The following is an 18,273-nucleotide window of genomic DNA, read 5'->3' as shown; positions in this document are numbered from 1 at the left end:
GTTCTCAAACGATAGGAACCACACCCGGTCCCGCGACAAGGGAAGATGGCGTGATGACGGAGGCTCCTGAGGCCATGGTGCCCATGGCGGTGCAAAACGAGTTGCTCGAAGGGCGCAAGCTGCTGGAGTCGATGGAGCCGCAGCAGCGTCTGGCCTGGGGGTTGGAGCAGTTCGGTGAGACTTTTGCTCTCACCACGAGTTTCGGGATCCAATCGGCTGTGCTGCTGCACATGCTGAGCACCCTCCCCGGGGGCGATGCTGTGCCGGTGATCTGGATCGATACCGGTTATCTGCCTCCAGAGACCTACACGTATGCATCTCAACTCACCCAGCAGCTCAGGATTCGTCTGGTGGTGTGTCAGAGCGAGATGTCCCCGGCTCGGATGGAGGCCCTGCACGGGCGGCTTTGGGAGTCCGGTCGCGTGGAAGACCTGGAGACCTATCACCGGATCCGCAAGGTTGAACCTCTGGAGCGAGCGCTTAACGACCTGAACACACGCTGCTGGGCCAGTGGCGTGCGGCGTGGCCAGACCGATCACCGCCGCTCAATGACCGCTTTGGATCCGATTCGGGAGCGTTGGTCATTGCGCCCACTGCTCGAGTGGACCAAGCGCGATGTGTACTACTACATGCAGGACAACGGTCTTCCCCAGCACCCATTGTTTGAACAGGGTTATTCCACGGTCGGCGACTGGCATTCCAGTGGTCCTGATGTCGGCGATCAGAGTGGCCGTGACACCCGCTTCGGTGGATTGAAGCAGGAGTGTGGAATTCATCTGCCCCAGGAGGTGAATGAAGGGCTGATGGGTGAAGGCATCTGAGTGACGGAGTCTGTACGGGACGTTGGCCGCGCCCTGCTGATTGGTAACAGCCGTTGGCATTGGGCCCAACGGCAAGGCAACACTGTCCGCATTGACCACGGTCCTCCTGAGCCTGGTCGCATCGGGACCAACCCTCCGGTTTGGGCCGCGGTGGGACCTGTGCCCGAGCCGCTCATGGCCCACCAGGATCTGCGCATTGGTTTGGAGGATGTGCCCTTGCCCAAGGCTCCTCCTTGGTTGGGGGTGGATCGCGCTCTCGGGGCTTGGATGGCCTGGCGTTGCAGTCAGGAGCAACAGCTCGACTGTTCCAGGGGGTTGCTTCTGGTGGATGCCGGCACCGTGTTGAGCCTCACCCGGGTGACGGCCGACGGTTGTTTTGGAGGCGGACAGCTGATCCCGGGCTATCGGCTCCAGCTCCAGGCCATGGCCGATGGAACCCTCGGCTTGCCATCAACCCCTGAGGATCTCGACAACGACGCTCTGCAAGAGGTCTTCCCACAGCAAACAGTTGCTGCCATGCAGCGCGGTGTTCTGGAGGCGATGTTGGCCTCCATTGCGGCGGCTCAGCAGCATTCCCAAGGCTTGTTGTGGATCTGCGGTGGGGACGCTGCCCTGTTGAAGCGTCATTGGTCCGGTGCAACGGAGTTGTTGCAGCTGGAGGGTGATCTTCAGTTGCAAGCACTGCTGAGCCTGGGGGCTGGGCTCAGCTCAGCCCGAGATCGCTGATCAGCGTGTCGGCCATGGTGGCCGCTTTCACCTTGAGATAAATCCGCTCGAGTTTTCCTTCTTCATCGATCAGGAAGGTGTGGCGCATCATGCCCATGTATTCGCGCCCCATGAACTTCTTCAGCCCATAGCTCTCATAGAGGCTGGCCACGGCACAGGGCTCCTCATCGGTGAGCAGAGTGAAGGGAAGTTCGTGCTTGTTGATGAATTTGTTGTGGGAGGTGGCTCCGTCCTTGCTGACACCCAGAACGGTGATGTTGTTGGCTTTCAGTTGCTCCCAGCGATCGCGGAAGTTGCAGGCTTCTTTGGTGCAGCCCGGGGTGTCGTCCTTGGGATAGAAGTACAGAACAACCTTCTTTCCGCGCAGTGAAGCGAGGCTGATGGGATCACCGTTTTGATCGGGAAGGGTGAAGTCGGGGGCGGCGTCGCCGATTTGCAGACTCACGGAAAGGGCTTGGTCAGTGGCGGCAGCGTACGGCCCTCAGGACAAGACTGTCTGTGCTGCTTGCGTTGCAACCAACCTGAAGCTGTTGGGGCATGGCGTCGCGGATCCGGGTCGAGCAAATCGCACGCTCCCTGGCGGCTCTCGGCCTTTTGGCCATGGGCTTGAGCGCACTTGTTGCTCCGCGAGATGGTTTCTCGTTGGATCACGCTGTTCCTCAGTCATCGCAGGCGAATCTCAGCCGGCGGCTGATGCAGCGCGAGGTCACCCTGCATCGACGCAGCGAGGCCGAAACCCTGCTGAAAGAGTTCGCCCTTGCGCAGTTGACGCGCCATTACTGGGGTGAATTCGCAGGCTCGCTTCAGGATTTGGGACTGTCTTCCGGGTCGCAGTTCCAGACAATGGTGAATCGCGATGCTGTTCGGACCTGGTTGTGGCTTGAGCCCCATCACGGCACGGAGGCCTATCTGGCGGAGGTGGAGCGCTCCCGTGGTCGGCTGCGGATGCACCAATGCCGTGGTGATCGGAAAGCAGCAGGTCAGGCCGCGGCGGGGCATTGTCCAGCGGGCTGGCAGAGGATTCAGTTGGATTGATTGGCTGTTTCTTTATTTGTCGACAAAGACCCATTCAGTCAAAATATTCTCCAAATAGAATTCTTTTGATGTAAGTGAGGGGAGAGTCCGTGATTCAACTCGTGCAAGGCCCTTGTGAGCTGTTTTTCTTCAGGGGCTATTTTCACTGAATTGCTGCCCCGAAGCTTTTGATCAACCGTGTAGCGGCTGCCCTGCTCCTTGGTGTTTCCCTTGCGGTCATTGCTGACCCTTTTTCAAAAGCCAACACCCAGCCACCGGTGCGCTGGAACACGGGGGGTTCAGTTAACACCACTACATTCAGCGAGCTCGAATCTTTTCTTGTTGATGGCGTGGTCACAGACCGTGCTCTTCAGGACGCCATTTGGATGTCCGGCTGGACCACCGAAGAGCTTCGTTTTGGTTTGAAAAAGGTCTACGCAGTTGACCTCGTCGGTGTGTCCCAGTTCCTTGATTCCGACGCTGGTGAAGCCTTTTTGCAGGATCAGACAAAGTCTTATGTCCCTTATTGGCGCCAAAAGACGACGGCGGCGATGGCTCTGCGGGCCGCCATCATCGCGGATGCCACGGATGGTCTCATTAGCTCTATCGGAATCATGAAACAGCTGCCCGTTTCCTTTCGTTTATCCGACAACGGACCGACTGACGGCAGGCAGAACGTTTGTGCGCCTGACAAAGTGAGTGGAGACCAAGCAACCTCGTTGCTGTCCTGGTACGTATTCCTGCCGGCTTGCATCAAAGCCAACTCCGAGCGCTGATCCCTTGATTTCAGCTCTGCTTCGGCCGGGTTTTTTATGGCACGCTTCGCTCGCCAGTGATCAATTGATGGCGCATTGGCAGTCGTAAACCACCCTCTCCAAGGCTGTTCAGTGACCGGCGCAATTCCTTCATCACGTCCTTGCTGATCTCCCCCATGGCCTGCCGGTAGGGCGACCCTTCGGTCAGCCATCGCTCAGCAAGTTCCGTGCCCCCTGGAAGCGTGAGATGTTCCAGCCACTCCTCACAACGGAGCTGCCAGCCGGCGTTCTTCAAGGACTCGTCCGGCCGCTGCTGCTGCTCAAGCCACTGCTGTTCCTGAGCCACAAGATCGCTGAACAGCTCTTTTGGATCGCCGTCTTGGAGCAATGCACCAGCGGGCCCCAGTTCGGCGCGGCTGATCAGCAGCCGTAAGCCTGTTGTCGGCTCGGCATGTTGGTTGATGGCCTCCAGCAGTGCTGTCCAGTTCTGCCCTTGCAGGTCGACAGCGGCCAGGCGTCCTGCGATCCAATCGAAGGCCTGGAGTGCGGGCAGAGCGTCGAGGTTGCCCGTCAGCAGCTCTGGCCGATGCTCCGGCTCGAGCAGATCCATCTGTGCTGCCAGCCGGCTCCGGTCTGCTTCGTTGTCGCAAAGCACTGTGACGCCACCTTCCGGGGCGGCCCTCAATGGATCGAGGGCCCAGATCAGCGAGCGCATCCCCAACAACAGCACCCGATCTCGACGGGTCCAGGGGATGTCCCGCCAAAGCCGCTCGCGCAGGCGCTGCAGTCGCTCTCCCTCCTGCCCGAGTTGACGCTGCACCCAGCGGTCCACGCCCGGACGGTCGGGCCCACTGCTCAGCAGCAAGGGCTGGTCGGCCGCCAGTTCTGCGGCTGCGGCGAGTTGGGCGGCTCGGCGTTCGGCCATCCGTTCGCGCCGTTCCCCCTCCCAACCGAGTTGTCCGGGCTGCCAGAACACCTCGCCTTGCAGGGCTGTGGGGAGGTATTGCTGCTCCACCCAGTGTTCGGCGTAGGCATGGGGGTAGCGGTAGCCAATACCATCGCCGAAGGCGGCTCCATCCCGATTGGCATCGCGCAAATGTCCGGGCACGTCCTGTTTTTGCGCGTCACGCACGGTTTTGAGGGCATCAAAGAAGCCCAGAACGCTGTTGCTCTTTTCGGTGCCCGCCAGGTACAACGCAGCCTGGGCCAAGGGATACAGGCCTTCGGGCAGTCCCACCCGTTCGAAGGCCGCGGCACAGGCCTCCACCACAACCATGGCCTGCGGGTCGGCCAGGCCGATGTCTTCCCCCGCTGCAATCAGCATCCGCCGAAAAATGAAGCGGGGGTTTTCACCGGCTTCTACCATGCGTGCCAGCCAGAACAGCGCTGCATCGGCATCGGAGCCCCGCAGCGATTTGATGAAGGCGCTGATGGTGTCGTAGTGGGCATCGCCGTGCTTGTCGTAGAGCACGGCACGCTGCTGGATGGATTCCTCGGCGATGGCCAGGTTGATCTGAATCACACCGTCGCCATCCGGCTCGGAACTCTCCACCGCCAGTTCAAGGGCGTTGAGCAGGCTGCGGGCGTCTCCGCCTGCCACATCAACGAGATGGTTGGAGGCATCGCTGCTGATGGCGATGGCGCGGTTGCCGTAGCCCCGCTCGTCGTCTGCAAGGGCGCGTTGCAACAGCCGCTGCAAATCCTCTGGTTCCAGATGAAGTAAACGAAACAGCCGCGAGCGGCTGACCAGCGCCTTGTTGACTTCGAAATAGGGGTTTTCTGTGGTGGCGCCGATCAGGGTGACGGTGCCGTTCTCCACCCATGGCAACAGCGCATCCTGCTGAGCGCTGTTGAAGCGGTGCACTTCGTCGATGAACAGGATTGTGCGCAAGCCATGCCGTTCAAGGCGTTGGCGTGCAGCATCCACCTCGATCCGGAGATCTTTGACGCCGGCCAGCACGGCGTTCAGGCTGCTGAAGTGAGCGCGGGTGTGGTTGGCAATGATCCGCGCCAGGGTGGTTTTGCCGACCCCGGGCGGGCCATGCAGGATCAGGTTGCCGACCCGATCGGCCTTGATAGCGCGGCGGAGGAGCCGTCCGTCGGCCAAGATTCCGCTTTGGCCTTCAAATTCCTCCAGTGTGCGCGGACGCATGCGATCGGCCAGTGGGGCCAGCCGCCGCCGATGTTGCTCACCTTGAAAAGAGAAGAGGTCTTGAGCCAACACACCATCGGCGACACCTCAGTGTCCCTGAAGTTCTCAATCAGTGCTTGAGCTGGTCCAAATCGGATGCTTATTGGGTCTGTCTCTTTCCAGGCTTGCAAACCTTCGCGGCCTGGTCTTTATGAACACTGCATAATTCGCTCGATAGTCCTTTCGCCATGCCTGATCTGAAGCGCCTCCTGCTTACCGTCGCGGCTCTAATCGCGCTTAGTTCCTGTAGAAGCGAAACACCGAAGCTGCCACCGCCGCCGAAGGTTCAGGCTGCTGCTGCTCGGCTGGTGGAATTCACCGAGGGGATCGACACCGTCAGCACGCTCGAGGCCAGCAACCTTGTGGAGTTGGCCGCTCAATCGGGTGGACGAATTGAGCAGCTGAAGATTCGCCAAGGTGATGAGGTGGAGGCCGGTCAGCTTTTGCTGGTCCTTGATCAAGACGAGGAAAAGGCCAACGCCGACACGGCTAAAGCCAATTACGAGCGTTACGCCTACCTGGCTGAAGTGGGAGCAACGTCGCAGAAGGATTTGGATCGCTACCGGACTCAGTACATCGAAGCAAAGGCCAAGCTCGATTACACCAATCTGCGCTCTCCCTCTGCCGGCACTGTGGCTGATGTGAAGGTGAAAGTTGGTGATGTGATCCAGCAGGGCCAGGTGTTCACCAGCTTGGTTCAGAACAATGAACTGGAAGCAAAGGTGGAAGTGCCTGCGATTTTTACGGCCCGGCTGCAGGAGGGCCAGCCTGTTGTGCTGATGGCTCCTGGCAGTGAAGAAATAATTGCCACAGGAGAAGTTGAATCAATTGATCCACGCATCAACCCCAAAACCCAAGGACTGTTGGTGACGGCGGTGTTCCCCAATAGCGACGGAACACTGCGGGATGGTTTGCGGCTGCATACGCGTGTGCAGATCAAGGCTGAGGAACAGTTGGCTGTTCCCTTTGCCGCTGTCACCCAGACCTCGGGTCAGAGCTTTGTCTTCCGGCTCGGAAGTTTCGATGAGCTGAGGGAGAATCCTGGCAAGGCGGATTTAAAAAGGCTGGAGCTGGGAATTAAGGCCGGAAAGCTTCCCGCGAACGCGCAGTTCGCTTTACAGACGCCCGTCATGGTGGGCGAACTGGAGAACAATCTGTATCCAATCACTAAGGGCCTGAAACTGAATCAGAAGGTGGCTACCACCAACTTGCTGAACCTCAGACACGGGATGCCTGTGCAGTTGCAACCCGCCAAGGCGAACTGAGGTTGATCGATGTCTGCTTCCAATAACTTCATCACCAAACCGGTTCTCAGCACGGTTTGCAGTCTCTTGATCGTGATTGTTGGCTTGATCGCGATTCCGATCCTTCCGATTGAAAACCTTCCCGACATTGCTCCTCCAACGGTGAAGGTGCAGGCCACCTATGTAGGTGCCGATGCGGTTGCCGTTGAGCAGGGGGTTACCTCCGTGCTTGAGCAGCAGATCAATGGGGTGGAGAACATGGACTTCATCACCTCCAACAGCTCATCGGATGGTGTGAGTTCGATTTCGGTGTCGTTCGACAACGGTACAGACGGCAATATCAACCAGGTGAACGTTCAGAACCGCGTCTCCTTGGCGGAGCCGCAGCTTCCAGAGGAAGTGCGTAAGTCGGGTGTGACGGTCAACAAGGCTTCTAACTCAATTCTGCTTGTTTATAACTTCGTCAACGAAGACCCCTCCAAAACTGAGTATTCGGTGGAGACGATTAGTGGGTATCTCGATAAGAACCTCACCAACAACATTAAACGGGTGAAGGGTGTCGGCGACATTACCTATTTCGGTAACCGCAAAATCGCCTTCCGCCTCTGGCTTGATCCCGAGAAGCTGACTGCCAACAACCTCACGGCCACCGACGTCGTCAACCAATTACGTAGTCAGAACCGCCTCGTTCCTGCCGGAAAGATTGGCGGATCTCCCGCCCCGGAAGGTCAGGAGTACACCTTCACGGTGCAGCTTCAAGGACGTCTGACCAGCACCGAGGAATTCGAAAACATCATCCTGCGCAGTACTGAAGCAGGTGGTTTGGTGCGGCTCAAGGATGTTGGTCGCGTTGAGCTGGGTGGTGAGACCTATGGAATCGATGCCATCGATCTGCAAGGTGCTTCTTCTGTCGGTCTCGCGATTTATCAGCTTTCTGGCAGCAATGCCATTGACGTATCCAATGGCGTTAAGGATGTACTGGCTGAGTTTGAACAGACCCTTCCGGTTGGTCTCGGGGTGCAGAAGATCTATGACACCACCGACTTCATCAACCAGTCGATCAAGGGTGTGACCAACTCCCTGCGGGACGCAGTGATTTTGGTGGTGCTGATCCTGTTCCTCTTCTTGCAGAACTGGAAGGCCACTCTCGTGCCGGCTATCGCGATTCCCGTGGCGCTCATCGGCACTTTTGCTTTGGTGCTCGCATTCGGGTTTTCGCTCAACCAGCTCACCCTGTTTGGTCTTGTGCTGGCCACCGGGCTTGTTGTGGATGACGCCATCACCGTGGTGGAAGACACCTCCGCAAAAAAGGCGGAAGGGATGACGTCGGTGCAGGCCGCCATGGAAACCATGGATGAGCTGTTCGGGGCTGTGATCGCCACCTCCCTGGTGAAGATGGCCGTGTTCCTGCCCGTTCTGTTCTTCCCCGGTGCCACCGGCACGATCTACAAACAGTTCGCCGCCACGATTCTTTTCTCGATCGGCATCTCCACCTTCAACGCACTGACGTTCTCGCCGATGCTGTCGGCGCTGTTGTTGTCTAAGGAGACAAAAGAACTCAGCAGTCAGCAGTACGCCACGGCTGGTGTGGCGCTGGGTTTCGTATATGGCCTTCTGAGTGCTGGCAATGGCTCCGCAGCCGTCATCGTCCCCACGGTGTCTGGTGGCCTGATCGGCTTCATCGCTTCCAAGATCATCGGTATGCCCTTGCGTCTTCCCTTTGCAGTCGGTGGAGCGGCTGTGGGTTTGGTGATCACTGGTGTCCTCTTCTCCAATCCGCTGCCGGTTCTTCTTTTCACCTCGATCGGTCTTGGAGTCGGCTATTTCATCCCAGTGATCTTTGCCAACTTCAACCGTTTTTACAGCGCTTTCGAGCAGCGTTATGCATTGATCCTGGATGCAGTGCTGAAAGCCCGTCCGATTGTGATGGCGGCTTTGGCAGCGGGAATTTTGCTGACGGGCTTTGCCTTCACCCGAATTCCCGGAGGCTTTGTTCCAATTGAAGATCAGGGCTATGCGATTGGTTTCATCCAAGCGCCCGATGGTGCTTCCAATGCGAAAACCCAGGCGATTAGCCGTCAGGTAGCAGCTGTATTGCGCTCGGAAGAGGACATCTCCTCAGCAGCCCTTTTCAGTGGCGCCAGCCTTGATGGAAACGCACCCAATAAAGGCTTTTTCTTTTTTGGTACGAAGCACTGGGATGAGCGGCCCGGCCCAGAACACACCGTTGGTGCCGTCGTGAAGAGACTCAACGCAAAGATGTATGGCCTGATCGATGATGCTCGGGTGTTCGTGGTTGAGCCTCCGTCGATCCCCGGCTATGGCAACGGTGGTGGCTTTGAGTTCCAGCTGCTGGATAAAAGCAGTGGTGTGTACGCGTTGAACGAGTTCTTTGGTACCGCGCGGCAAATCATGCAGGGTGGAAATGCCAACCCGATCTTGAGCCGCGTTTATTCGCTTTTCTCTCCCCAGGCTCCGCAGTACAAGATCGATGTAGACCGTGAGCAGATGGCTTCACTTGGGGTCGACTTCGGTTCGGCCATGTCGGTTTTCAGCATCAACTTCGGTGGGGCCTACGTGAACGACACCTTCCAGGAAGGCAAGGTGCGTCGGGTGTACGTGCAGGCTGACGACGTCAGTCGTGCCACACCGCAGAAACTTTCTGCGATCTACGTCGCCAATGCCAAGGGCGAGCAGATTCCCCTCTCGGAGTTCTTCACGGTCAAACAAACCGTTGGCCCCAGCGTCATTCCCCACTTCAACCTCTACCGCTCGATCAAGATTGAGGGCACTCCTAAGGAGGGCAGCAGTTCCGGCCAGGCCATTTCAGCGATGAAGCAAGTGTTCAGCCAGGGGAGCTTCCCCGGACTTGGTTACGACTGGACAGGCATTTCTCGCGAGGAGGTCAAAGCAGGTTCACTTGCGGTGGTGATTTTCGCCCTGGGCATCCTTGCGGTGTTCCTGGTGCTTTCGGCTCAGTACGAGAGCTATACAGATCCCATCATCATATTGCTAACCGTACCGACGGCGTTGCTGGGGGCCCTGGTCTTTCTTGGGTCTGCGGGTCAGGTGCTCAACATATATGCCCAGGTGGGTCTGGTGATGCTGATCGGTCTGGCGGGCGGCAACGCGATTCTGATCGTCGACCTGGCCAACCAGAAGATGGGTGAGGGCGAGTCGGCGCTTGAGGCTGCCAAGTTCTCCGCCAAGTCGCGTCTGCGGCCGATTCTGATGACGGCGATCTCCTCCCTTACGGGATTCTTGCCCTTGATGCTCGCCAGCGGTGCTGGGGCTCAGAGTCAGTCGTCCCTGGGCCTGGTGGTGTTCGGTGGTCTGTTGGTGGCCACCTTCCTCTCCACCCTTGTGGTGCCTGTCTTCTACGTGGTGATGAAGACGTTGCTGGGCCAGGCCGATGCCAAGCCTCCTGAGGACGGTCCTACCCCCACCCCGCAACCGAGCTGATGGTTGAGTTGAACTCCGAGGTGAATCAGCGCAAGCCCTTCAGTGGCATGCGTGTGTTGATTGCAGTGGCCATTGGTGCCGGTCTTGGTCTGGCGGTGGCCTATTTCCTCAAGGTGCTGATCGACAACAGCCCGGCCGAGATTGCGCTGGGCCGTTTGCGCCTCTTTTATCTGATGGTGATCAGCTCAGGTGGTCTTGGGGGCTTTGCGATTGAGACGATGCGACAGCTGCAGGAGGAGGCCACCGATCCTGCCTATCGGCACAGCAAGTCCCACCGCGGCCGTCGTCCCTGAGGGATCCACAAGAGCCATCAAAAAAACCACCCCTCGGGGTGGCTTTGGCATGTCAGAAGTGATGGTCCGGGTTCAGGTGATCACGGTGGGTTGATCCATGCCCGTGCGTTGCTTGATTTCCGCCAGGTCGTTGATCGCACTGATCATGTCCGCCAGGGCGACCTGGGGATCCTGGTTGAGGTCGCCGCTGCTGGGCACGTAGCTCTCCAGATAGACGCGAATCGTGGCGCCTTTGGTGCCTGTGCCGGAGAGGCGTACCACCACACGGCTGCCATCGTCCAAAAGGATGCGCAGACCCTGGCCCGTTGTCACAGAACCATCAACCGGATCGGTGTAGCTGAAGTTGTCGGCTGTGCTGATCTTGCGCCCAGCAAAGACCTGGCCCACCAGATTCGGCAGCATGGATTCGAGGCGGTCGTAAAGGCCATGGGCGGCGTCGCTGGCGACGGCCTCGTAGTCGTGACGCGAGTAGTAGTGCCGTCCGAAGCGCTTCCAGTGTTCGGCCATGATCTCGGCGACGCTGCACCGGCGCACGGCCAGGATCTGCAGCCAGAACAGCACGGCCCAAAGGCCGTCTTTCTCGCGCACGTGGTTGCTGCCGGTGCCGAAGCTTTCCTCACCGCAGAGGGTGATCTTGCCGGCATCCAGCAGGTTGCCGAAGAATTTCCAGCCAGTGGGGGTTTCGAAGCAGTCAATCCCCAGCTCTTTGGCCACCACATCCACCGCAGCGCTGGTGGGCATCGAACGCGCCACCCCGGCCAGGCCATCGGCGTAGGCCGGAGCCACCGTGGCGTTCGCAGTGAGCACCGCGAGGCTGTCGCTGGGGTTCACAAAGCAGCGCTGGCCCAGAATCATGTTGCGATCGCCATCGCCGTCGCAGGCGGCGCCGAAGCGGTATTCATCTCCCTCGAGCAGCAGTTCAGCCAGGTCGTGGGCGTAGGTGAGGTTGGGATCGGGATGACCGTTGCCGAAGTCTTCCAGCGGTGTGCCGTTGCGCACGCTTCCCGCCGGTGCACCCAGCAGCCCCTCGAACAACCGGGCGGCGTAGGGCCCGGTGACGGCATGCATGGCGTCGAAGGCTAGTGGGAAGTCGCTGCGAAGCAGATCGCGGATCTGATCGAAGTTGAACAGCTCCTGCATCAAGGCAACGAAATCGTCGACGCCGTCGATCAACTCCACCTGCATCGCGCCGATGCTGTGCAGACCAGGGGCATCCAGTGGGATTTCTGGAGCCTCAACAATCGTGTATTGCTCCAGGGTCTTGGTGCACTCGAAGACCGCATCGGTGAAGGAGGCTGGGGTGGGACCTCCGTTGGCGCCGTTGACCTTGACGCCGAAGTCACCGTTCTCACCACCCGGGTTGTGGCTGGCGGACAGGATGATGCCGCCAATGGCCTGACGCTGCCGGATCAGATTGGAGGCGGCGGGAGTGGAGAGGATTCCGCCGGTGGTGATGATCACCTTGCTGAGGCCGTGGGCCGCGCCCATCCGCAGGATCACGTCGATGGCACGGCGGTTGCCGTAACGGCCGTCTCCCCCCACCACCAAGGTGCCGCCCTGTACGCCCGGCAGCGTGCGAAGCGACGCCTCAATGAAGCTCTCCAGGTAATGGGGCGCCTCGAATTGGCGACTGCTCTTGCGTAGGCCGGAGGTCCCTGGCTTCTGGTCGGTGAAAGGGGTGGCCAAGGTCACCTGGCGTTGGGTCGATTCCGCAGGGGCCGAGGTGGTCATCACGACGGAGGGGTTTGTATGCGGAACCTAAACATGGAAATCCATTTGCATGGCGTCGGTCGCGACCAGTTGACGCCGCTACCCGTTGGCCCGCGTCAATTCCGACGACCATGCATCGCTGTCTGCTGCTGTTGTTCGTTGGAATGGCCTGCACGACCTCTTCAGTGGATGCATCGCAGAGCTGGAAACGGGCCCTTCCCCTGCCGGAAGCCTCTCAGGAGGCTGTGACTGCTGCCAATGCTGTAATCAATCAGTCAGGTTCGGAAGATTGCCTGCGCGGCAAGTTTGCCAATGCCATCTTGAGATTGTCCAACAGTTGTGATGTCTCGGGCCACTTCTCCACCGCTTGTGAGTTGTCCTCCGAAATTGCTGGTCAGGAAAGCGAACTCAGCATGGGCGACATGCTCGACACTTCCGAGACCCTGCTCGACCTGCTTGGCGATTCGGAGACATCCCACTGATTGCCTCTGTTTCTTCGATGGACGTCACCCATCCCGGTTCCAAGCCACTTGACGCTGATCAGCTCAGTCTCTTGGAGACGTTTCGCGGCAAGGTGGATTCCAGGATCACAAACCACGGACTGACCGCTGCCGACGTGCAGATGTTTGTGGACGAAATCAAGAAGCACCCCGACGTCAGCGTGGCGCTCCTGGATGCCGTACGCGGAGAGGTGGCCACCCTGATGCAGGGCCAGCGGTTCAGCTTCGACTTTGATTGATGCCCATTCAGGCTCAGGCCTGACGTGATTTGGGCTTTCCCTTTTTCATCACCGGCTCGGCGCAGACCCTTGGGATTCGCCGAGCGGTGTTGGTGATGGCGTCCTTACGACGAAAGTCGTTGCTGTTGGCAACCTTGGCTTCATCCATCAGGGACCAAAGCACGTCTTTGCAGAGCCCCGGCAACCTGGAGTGATCCATCAAAGGGTCAGCGAGCTGACGCACCAGCCTGCAGGCTCGCGTTGAGTTGTCGCGGGAGCAGGCATATGCGGCCTGTTCAATGCTGCGGAGTTGATCCTTGCTGGGCCATGGCTCGTAGGGCTCAGCCGCGATCACGGGACTGGCGAAGGCGAGCAGAAGCAGGACGCGTGTGATCTTGGATGTCATGAAACCAGTCTGGCGTTCTTTTGCGCAGTTGAGCCAATTAATTGTTTGAAAGATCAATCAGAGAAGTATTGGACCGTCTGGATGACGAAAGCTTCCGTATGCCTTGCTTGTTTCGGGTGAAACAAGATGAATCGTTTCCGTTTGTTGATGGCATTGGGGCGTTTGTCGTTGATTGCCTCGGTGAATATTTCTACAACGGTTTGTAGGCCCAGAATTGATACATGCTTTGAAATGTTGATGGGTTGTCCTCCTCGAATTTTCCCCAGTTACTGAGTGAGGTGCCATCGGTGTCCTCGGGGAAGTGGTGCTGGTAAGCCGTCTTGATGGATTTCGGGAGCATGAATCCGCAAAACATCAACTTCTCGGCTTCTAAAAGTTCTTCCAGGGTCTCGGTGGTGAATTGATGTTCCTGAACGTGAAAGCAAAGGTCGCGGCACTCGGAGAGTGAATAAAAGTCACTCGCAAGTTCAGATAGATCCTTTAGTTCGTGCTGATCATCGCCAAAGACTTGCTTGAGTTTAAGGCTAAGTCAGTTCTCCTTGCCGTCTCATTGCTCCGTCTCCGCATCGAATCTTTTGACGCTCAAGTTTGCGTTGGATGTGCGGTGTGATCCCCAGTTCAGCGCTCTCCCAGAGGCGATCCATTTCGCGGGTGAAGTGTTTGGCGAGTTGCGGTGAGTGGATCACCAGTAGGGTTTCATCGTTGGTGTGTGCTGCTGAAGGCGACCAATTGAATGATCCCGTGATCACGGTCTTGTTATCGATCACAGCGAACTTGTGGTGCAGCTTGTCGCCACGGGCAAGGCGGGGAGTGCCGACGCCTTTGAGGGCTTGATCCAACGGCTGATTGCCAGCCTCCACCTTGCAGTTGTGATCAGGAAGGCTGACCCCCAGGAGATCGAGCACCTCAGAGAAGGGGCGGCTCGCAAACCCAGGATCGGCGACCAGCCGGATCTCCACGCCTTGTTCGATCTTCTCCCGCAGCACGTTGGTGAGTTGCTGCGCGGAAAACACAAACAGGGCCATATCAAGGCTCTTTTTTGCGGGTTTCAGCTGCTCTGCCAACAAGTTGAGCCCGTGATTGCTGTCCCTCCTGGGATGGGGTGAAAACAGCACATCCATACGGATGTCGCCCACCTTCACGGTTTGCACGCTCCCTTTTGCCTTCTGCAGGCCAAAGCGACTGTCCTGCTTGCTGCTAGGGCCATCGCCCCACATCTGGGTGAATTCCTGACGGAACAGCAAGGCCAGCTCAGGGCTGTTGACCCGCAGCAGGTGATTCACATTGCCGCGACTGGACGGCCGGCCCGCATCACCGTGAAGGCCAGAACTGGTGAGATTGGCGCTGCCTGTAATCACTGTTGTTTGGTCGATCACCAGAAACTTGTGGTGCATCAGGCCGCTGCCGCTGCTGCCGTCTTCGGTGTCGTCAATCAGTGGAATGTTCGCTGCTTGGAGTAGCGCCACGGCATCACCTTGGAAGACTTCGTCGGCAGTGGTTGTGCCGTTCCGATCGCTGTCGGCCAGGCGGTTTAACTGATGCCAGCGCTGTCGTTCCCGTTGGTTCAACCGGCTGGGTCGTTGCTCACTCCAGGCCTGCCGATAGTTGTTCTCGAGGATCACCTGAACAAGAACACCGCGGTGTTTTGCCGCGATCAGGGCCTGGGCAACCTTTGGCAGGCTCAGCTCCTGAACGGCCACCAGCACCTCCTCGGTGGCACCATCAATGGCTTCAATCAGCCATGCCTCCATGTCGTCACCATTGCGCCACTCCCCTGTCAGGGGTGAGCGGTAGCGCGATCTGGCGTTGTGATTGAAGACCACTTCGATCTGCTTGGGCATCGGCAGTTCTGCCGGAGCCATGCCCACGATCGATCCCGGCTGGCTGCAACCTCCGCAGACAAGAGCCGCTGCCATCCAACCCAGCGTGTTCTTCAACATCGAGACCAAGACCTTGCCTTGATCAGAGTTCCCCGATTTTCAGTGGGGCATCTCCGATGTCTTCAGCATCGCCACAAACCAAAGTCCACTCAGAACAAGGGCGACGCCCACACCGGCTCCGATGCCCACCCGGGCCATCACCAAAGGCACCACCAATGGAAAGACCATCGCCCCCGCGAGGGGGGTGATGGCCACAAACCAGCGCATGGATGCTGGTGCTTTGGAATCGGAAGGGTTCAGAACCACTCGGCGCGGGCTTCGCTGGCAGGGTTGCTGTTGTCTTCAGGGGTCTCACGCTTGAAGTTGAGCGTGATGTTGCGCTTCTGTTCTCCATCGGAAGCCGTGGCTTCGATCGCGTACATCTGCTCGCCATCACGGAAGGGCACTTGAATCCGGAAGGTCCCGTCGGTGGAGAGAGGCACTTCTTCGCCACCGATGGTGAGGCGAGCGGAAGGGTCGGTGGCGCCGTAGACGATCAGTTCGGCGTCAGCCACCAGCCAGAAGGAGCGTTGGCGGGGAGCCACGCCACCAAGGCCAGACTCGTTGCGCCCGCTGGCCCAGAGGCCAGCCCCCGAGTCATTCAAGCCACTGCTATCACCGGAAACGTCAAAGCCTTCCTGGAATTCTTCCGAGCCAACCCGACGGCGGCGGAACTGAACCGTGGCGCTTTGGTAGAGCCGCTCGTGCAGGCCACTGTTGCTCGACTCGATCGGCGCGAGGGGAGCTGGAGCTGATTCAGCCGGTGCTGCTTCAAGGCTGAAGGGGACGAACTGATCAAGGATCTGCTCGCTTGGGTGAAGAGCGGGCACGCGTGCCACGGATGAAAAGGCCAGAGACATCCAGCTGGCGCCGATGCGATAGCCCAACTCAACCCGGTAATCCCGGTCGCAGAGAGGCACTGGCAGGTACCACTCGGTGCTGTGACTGTCGACGGGGACTTCCTGGAGGGTGTGGGGATGGGCATTGCCGTCTTGCATGCCGGTTACGTCAGCCAGGCGCAAGCAAAGTCGGCTGGCGCCGTCCTTCTGGGCCACCTTGCGATCGGCGTCGGAAATTTCCCAGAACACGTAGGCCCACTGTGGGTCGCGAGGCAGGAACACCACGCGGGTGTCGCTGCTGCCCATGGCCGGTGCGTTGAGTTCTGCCTCGATGGCCTTCAGATCTCCACCACGCTTTTGCTGACGCTGGGCAACCTCGTCGACCAGGGTCTCCTTGCTTTTGCGGCTGTAGAGCGGCACCCCTAGGTCGCTGGCGATCTGACGCAGTTGACGAAGGGTGAGACGTGCCAGGGATGAAAGGGTTTGGGACACGTCCAAAAACTCCAGGTTTCGTTTGGGATCATTGTGATCTGAAAAATTCCTTTTCGAAGCGTGAAGCGGCCAAGGGTCAGTGGATGCTGACTACTCGGTGAACGTCGATCCCGGGGGATCACAGTCAGAGACACAAAAAAAGCGGAGCCGAAGCCCCGCTTTTTGAACATGGTCGAGGCCGGGATCAGCGGCCGATGCTGCGGTAGGGAACCTTCGACATGTAGTCCATGTCGGCGCCACCGCTGGGGGCAACTCCACGGGGGCCGCCCATTTCTGCCACCCAAGCCATGTAGTCCTGAGGTGAGCCACCCTTGCGGATCTTGGCGCGGGCAGGAACTTTCTTGGCGGGGCCGCCGGTGAAGACGATCTGGGGGAAGCCCAGGATTCCCCGGTAGTACTCGTCGTAGCGGGGGGTTGTGATGTTGAACGGCGTATCGCCCAGCTCCCGGCCGGGAAGCACACGGTTGCGTTGGTAAGGAACCGTGTCGTAGCCGAAGGCGTCCAGGTAATCGGCGCTGTCGAGCAACACATCGACAAGCCCTTCCAGGCCTTTGGTCGCAATCACGATCGACCAGGAGAGCTCTTCGCCCTTTCCGTTCACCTTGCGGCCAAGGATCCGTTCGCAGAGGTGGCGAACAACCTTGTAGTTGCTGTTGAAGCCGTAGAAGGTGCGCTTAAAGGTGTCAGAGAGCACCAGGCCGCGAATGAAGTCGCGAACCGTTATCTGACCATCCTTCAGCTGGGACTCCAGGTTGACGTCCCGGTCTGTTTTGAAGGCGTGGAAGAAGATCTGCCGGTAGGCGGCTTCCACAACGGTGTCGAGGTTGTCCCGGTCGTCTGCAATTTCCAGGGAGTAAGCCCGTGATCCCTCGTCGGAGCCGACACGGAGGTTCGGAACACCCGCTCTCAAGGAGTTCTGGGTGATCGGTGCGTACTCCAGAAGAGGAATGGCCACGCGAGCTACAGCATCCACTGCTGGCGATCGTAGAAGTGCTGGGTCTTGCCCCCTTCAGCTGCTGTTGCAGCGATTACATGCCGTAATACTTTCTCTAAGTACTTCTGCTTACCAGCCGAAGGGGGCGAGGGCGGCCCCGCTTGTGGCTATGGCTGGGCTGGGCTGATCAACATCGTCCAGCTGCCGGGTCTCGATGCAGAAGGAGGCGTTGTTGGAGAGCCCCTGCACTGTGCTGGTGCGCAGCCGCACGTTCTCGCTGGCGAACCAGAAGCGCTCCAGGGAACTCATCATTTCGTAGTCGGTCGTGAGGATCAGGCCGTTTTCGTCATCCATGCGGAACTGACCCGCCACCGGCGCTTTCTCGGCGTAACCGCGATCCCGCAGCAGCAGTCCCCGTCGCCCCGTTTCGTCTTCGGGGATCAGTCCGAACATGGTCTGGTCTTCATGGGATTCGCCGGCCCGATCCCAGGCCATCGATCCGCTCCAGCGCACCCAGCAGCCCCCCACGATCTGCTCAACGCTGGCGTTGTTGCGTTCGGCGATCTCCGCAAGGCGTTCGTCGCCCTTCAGCAGTTCCTCCACAACGATGAAGGAGGCGCCGGCTTCGGCGCGGCGATGCAGCAGGTGGTGCTGGCTGCGCTGTGAGGTCCAGCGGCCACAGCTCAGACGAAAGAAGCTGAGGGCGTCCGAGATCTCAAGCATCGTCAGCGTTGAGGAAGTGAAGTGAT

General features: G+C 58.9%; 18 protein-coding genes. 9 read left to right on the top strand and 9 right to left on the bottom strand.

Annotated features, from left to right (window positions below; translation table 11 throughout):
• The first annotated feature begins 53 nt into the window (after positions 1-53).
• Positions 54-821 (top strand): phosphoadenylyl-sulfate reductase, encoded by a 768-nt coding sequence (locus tag SynTAK9802_RS10660; RefSeq protein ID WP_186496143.1) that lies wholly within the window; start codon positions 54-56, stop codon positions 819-821.
• Positions 822-1,547 carry a type III pantothenate kinase gene (locus SynTAK9802_RS10655; RefSeq protein WP_186496140.1) on the top strand — a complete coding sequence of 242 codons (726 nt, stop codon included), beginning with the start codon at positions 822-824 and terminating at the stop codon, positions 1,545-1,547. It begins immediately after the preceding gene.
• On the opposite strand, the gene bcp is transcribed toward SynTAK9802_RS10655, so the two are convergent.
• Complete coding sequence (gene bcp, locus SynTAK9802_RS10650) at positions 1,525-1,992, bottom strand: thioredoxin-dependent thiol peroxidase (protein WP_186496137.1); 468 nt, start codon at positions 1,990-1,992, stop codon at positions 1,525-1,527. The genes SynTAK9802_RS10655 and bcp overlap by 23 nt on opposite strands.
• A gap of 92 nt (positions 1,993-2,084) precedes the next feature.
• On the opposite strand from bcp, the gene SynTAK9802_RS10645 reads away from it, so the two are divergent.
• Together SynTAK9802_RS10645 and SynTAK9802_RS10640 are read left to right on the top strand one after the other, a co-directional pair.
• Positions 2,085-2,582 (top strand): thymidylate synthase, encoded by a 498-nt coding sequence (locus SynTAK9802_RS10645; RefSeq protein WP_186496134.1) that lies wholly within the window; start codon positions 2,085-2,087, stop codon positions 2,580-2,582.
• Between the two features lie 167 nt (positions 2,583-2,749).
• Complete coding sequence (locus SynTAK9802_RS10640) at positions 2,750-3,337, top strand: alpha/beta hydrolase (RefSeq protein ID WP_186496130.1); 588 nt, start codon at positions 2,750-2,752, stop codon at positions 3,335-3,337.
• Between the two features lie 34 nt (positions 3,338-3,371).
• Here the strand turns inward: SynTAK9802_RS10640 and SynTAK9802_RS10635 are convergent, their stop codons facing one another.
• Complete coding sequence (locus SynTAK9802_RS10635; protein WP_186496127.1) at positions 3,372-5,537, bottom strand: AAA family ATPase; 2,166 nt, start codon at positions 5,535-5,537, stop codon at positions 3,372-3,374.
• A 158-nt stretch (positions 5,538-5,695) separates the two neighbouring features.
• Here SynTAK9802_RS10635 and SynTAK9802_RS10630 point away from each other — a divergent pair, with 158 nt between their 5' ends.
• Genes SynTAK9802_RS10630 through SynTAK9802_RS10620 form a run of 3 tightly spaced genes read left to right on the top strand, consistent with a single transcriptional unit; the run spans position 5,696 to position 10,506 of the window.
• Positions 5,696-6,772 (top strand): efflux RND transporter periplasmic adaptor subunit, encoded by a 1,077-nt coding sequence (locus SynTAK9802_RS10630; protein ID WP_186496124.1) that lies wholly within the window; start codon positions 5,696-5,698, stop codon positions 6,770-6,772.
• Positions 6,773-6,781: 9 nt separating this feature from the next.
• Positions 6,782-10,213 (top strand): efflux RND transporter permease subunit, encoded by a 3,432-nt coding sequence (locus SynTAK9802_RS10625; protein WP_186496121.1) that lies wholly within the window; start codon positions 6,782-6,784, stop codon positions 10,211-10,213.
• Positions 10,213-10,506 carry a hypothetical protein gene (locus tag SynTAK9802_RS10620; RefSeq protein WP_186496118.1) on the top strand — a complete coding sequence of 98 codons (294 nt, stop codon included), beginning with the start codon at positions 10,213-10,215 and terminating at the stop codon, positions 10,504-10,506. Before SynTAK9802_RS10625 ends, SynTAK9802_RS10620 begins: the two co-directional genes overlap by 1 nt.
• Before the next feature lie 72 nt (positions 10,507-10,578).
• Here the strand turns inward: SynTAK9802_RS10620 and SynTAK9802_RS10615 are convergent, their stop codons facing one another.
• The gene (locus SynTAK9802_RS10615; RefSeq protein WP_186496115.1) at positions 10,579-12,237 is read right to left on the bottom strand and encodes an alpha-D-glucose phosphate-specific phosphoglucomutase; all 1,659 of its coding nucleotides are present in this window, start codon (positions 12,235-12,237) and stop codon (positions 10,579-10,581) included.
• 164 nt (positions 12,238-12,401) lie between these two features.
• Between SynTAK9802_RS10615 and SynTAK9802_RS10610 the strand changes: the two genes are divergently transcribed.
• Complete coding sequence (locus SynTAK9802_RS10610) at positions 12,402-12,698, top strand: hypothetical protein (RefSeq protein WP_255487755.1); 297 nt, start codon at positions 12,402-12,404, stop codon at positions 12,696-12,698.
• Positions 12,699-12,715: 17 nt separating this feature from the next.
• The gene (locus SynTAK9802_RS10605) at positions 12,716-12,955 is read left to right on the top strand and encodes a hypothetical protein (protein WP_186496112.1); all 240 of its coding nucleotides are present in this window, start codon (positions 12,716-12,718) and stop codon (positions 12,953-12,955) included.
• A 13-nt stretch (positions 12,956-12,968) separates the two neighbouring features.
• Here the strand turns inward: SynTAK9802_RS10605 and SynTAK9802_RS10600 are convergent, their stop codons facing one another.
• The 6 genes from SynTAK9802_RS10600 to SynTAK9802_RS10575 form a co-directional block, all read right to left on the bottom strand.
• Positions 12,969-13,340 carry a hypothetical protein gene (locus tag SynTAK9802_RS10600; RefSeq protein WP_186496109.1) on the bottom strand — a complete coding sequence of 124 codons (372 nt, stop codon included), beginning with the start codon at positions 13,338-13,340 and terminating at the stop codon, positions 12,969-12,971.
• Positions 13,341-13,864: 524 nt separating this feature from the next.
• A complete protein-coding gene (locus SynTAK9802_RS10595; RefSeq protein ID WP_186496107.1) occupies positions 13,865-15,280 on the bottom strand; it encodes a phosphatidylserine/phosphatidylglycerophosphate/cardiolipin synthase family protein in 1,416 nt (471 codons plus the stop codon).
• 39 nt (positions 15,281-15,319) lie between these two features.
• The gene (locus SynTAK9802_RS10590) at positions 15,320-15,487 is read right to left on the bottom strand and encodes a hypothetical protein (RefSeq protein WP_186496104.1); all 168 of its coding nucleotides are present in this window, start codon (positions 15,485-15,487) and stop codon (positions 15,320-15,322) included.
• Positions 15,488-15,516: 29 nt separating this feature from the next.
• Positions 15,517-16,590, bottom strand: coding sequence for a DUF4912 domain-containing protein (locus tag SynTAK9802_RS10585; RefSeq protein ID WP_186496100.1), 1,074 nt, complete (start codon positions 16,588-16,590; stop codon positions 15,517-15,519).
• Between the two features lie 184 nt (positions 16,591-16,774).
• The gene (locus SynTAK9802_RS10580) at positions 16,775-17,545 is read right to left on the bottom strand and encodes a phycobilisome rod-core linker polypeptide (protein ID WP_370586358.1); all 771 of its coding nucleotides are present in this window, start codon (positions 17,543-17,545) and stop codon (positions 16,775-16,777) included.
• A 108-nt stretch (positions 17,546-17,653) separates the two neighbouring features.
• Positions 17,654-18,247 (bottom strand): phycobiliprotein lyase, encoded by a 594-nt coding sequence (locus SynTAK9802_RS10575; RefSeq protein ID WP_186496094.1) that lies wholly within the window; start codon positions 18,245-18,247, stop codon positions 17,654-17,656.
• Between the last annotated feature and the right edge of the window lie 26 nt (positions 18,248-18,273).

The organism is Synechococcus sp. TAK9802 (genome assembly GCF_014279535.1).
GTDB lineage: Bacteria > Cyanobacteriota > Cyanobacteriia > PCC-6307 > Cyanobiaceae > Parasynechococcus.
Note: the sequence above shows the minus strand (reverse complement) of the source record. Positions and strands in the feature narration are given on the sequence as shown.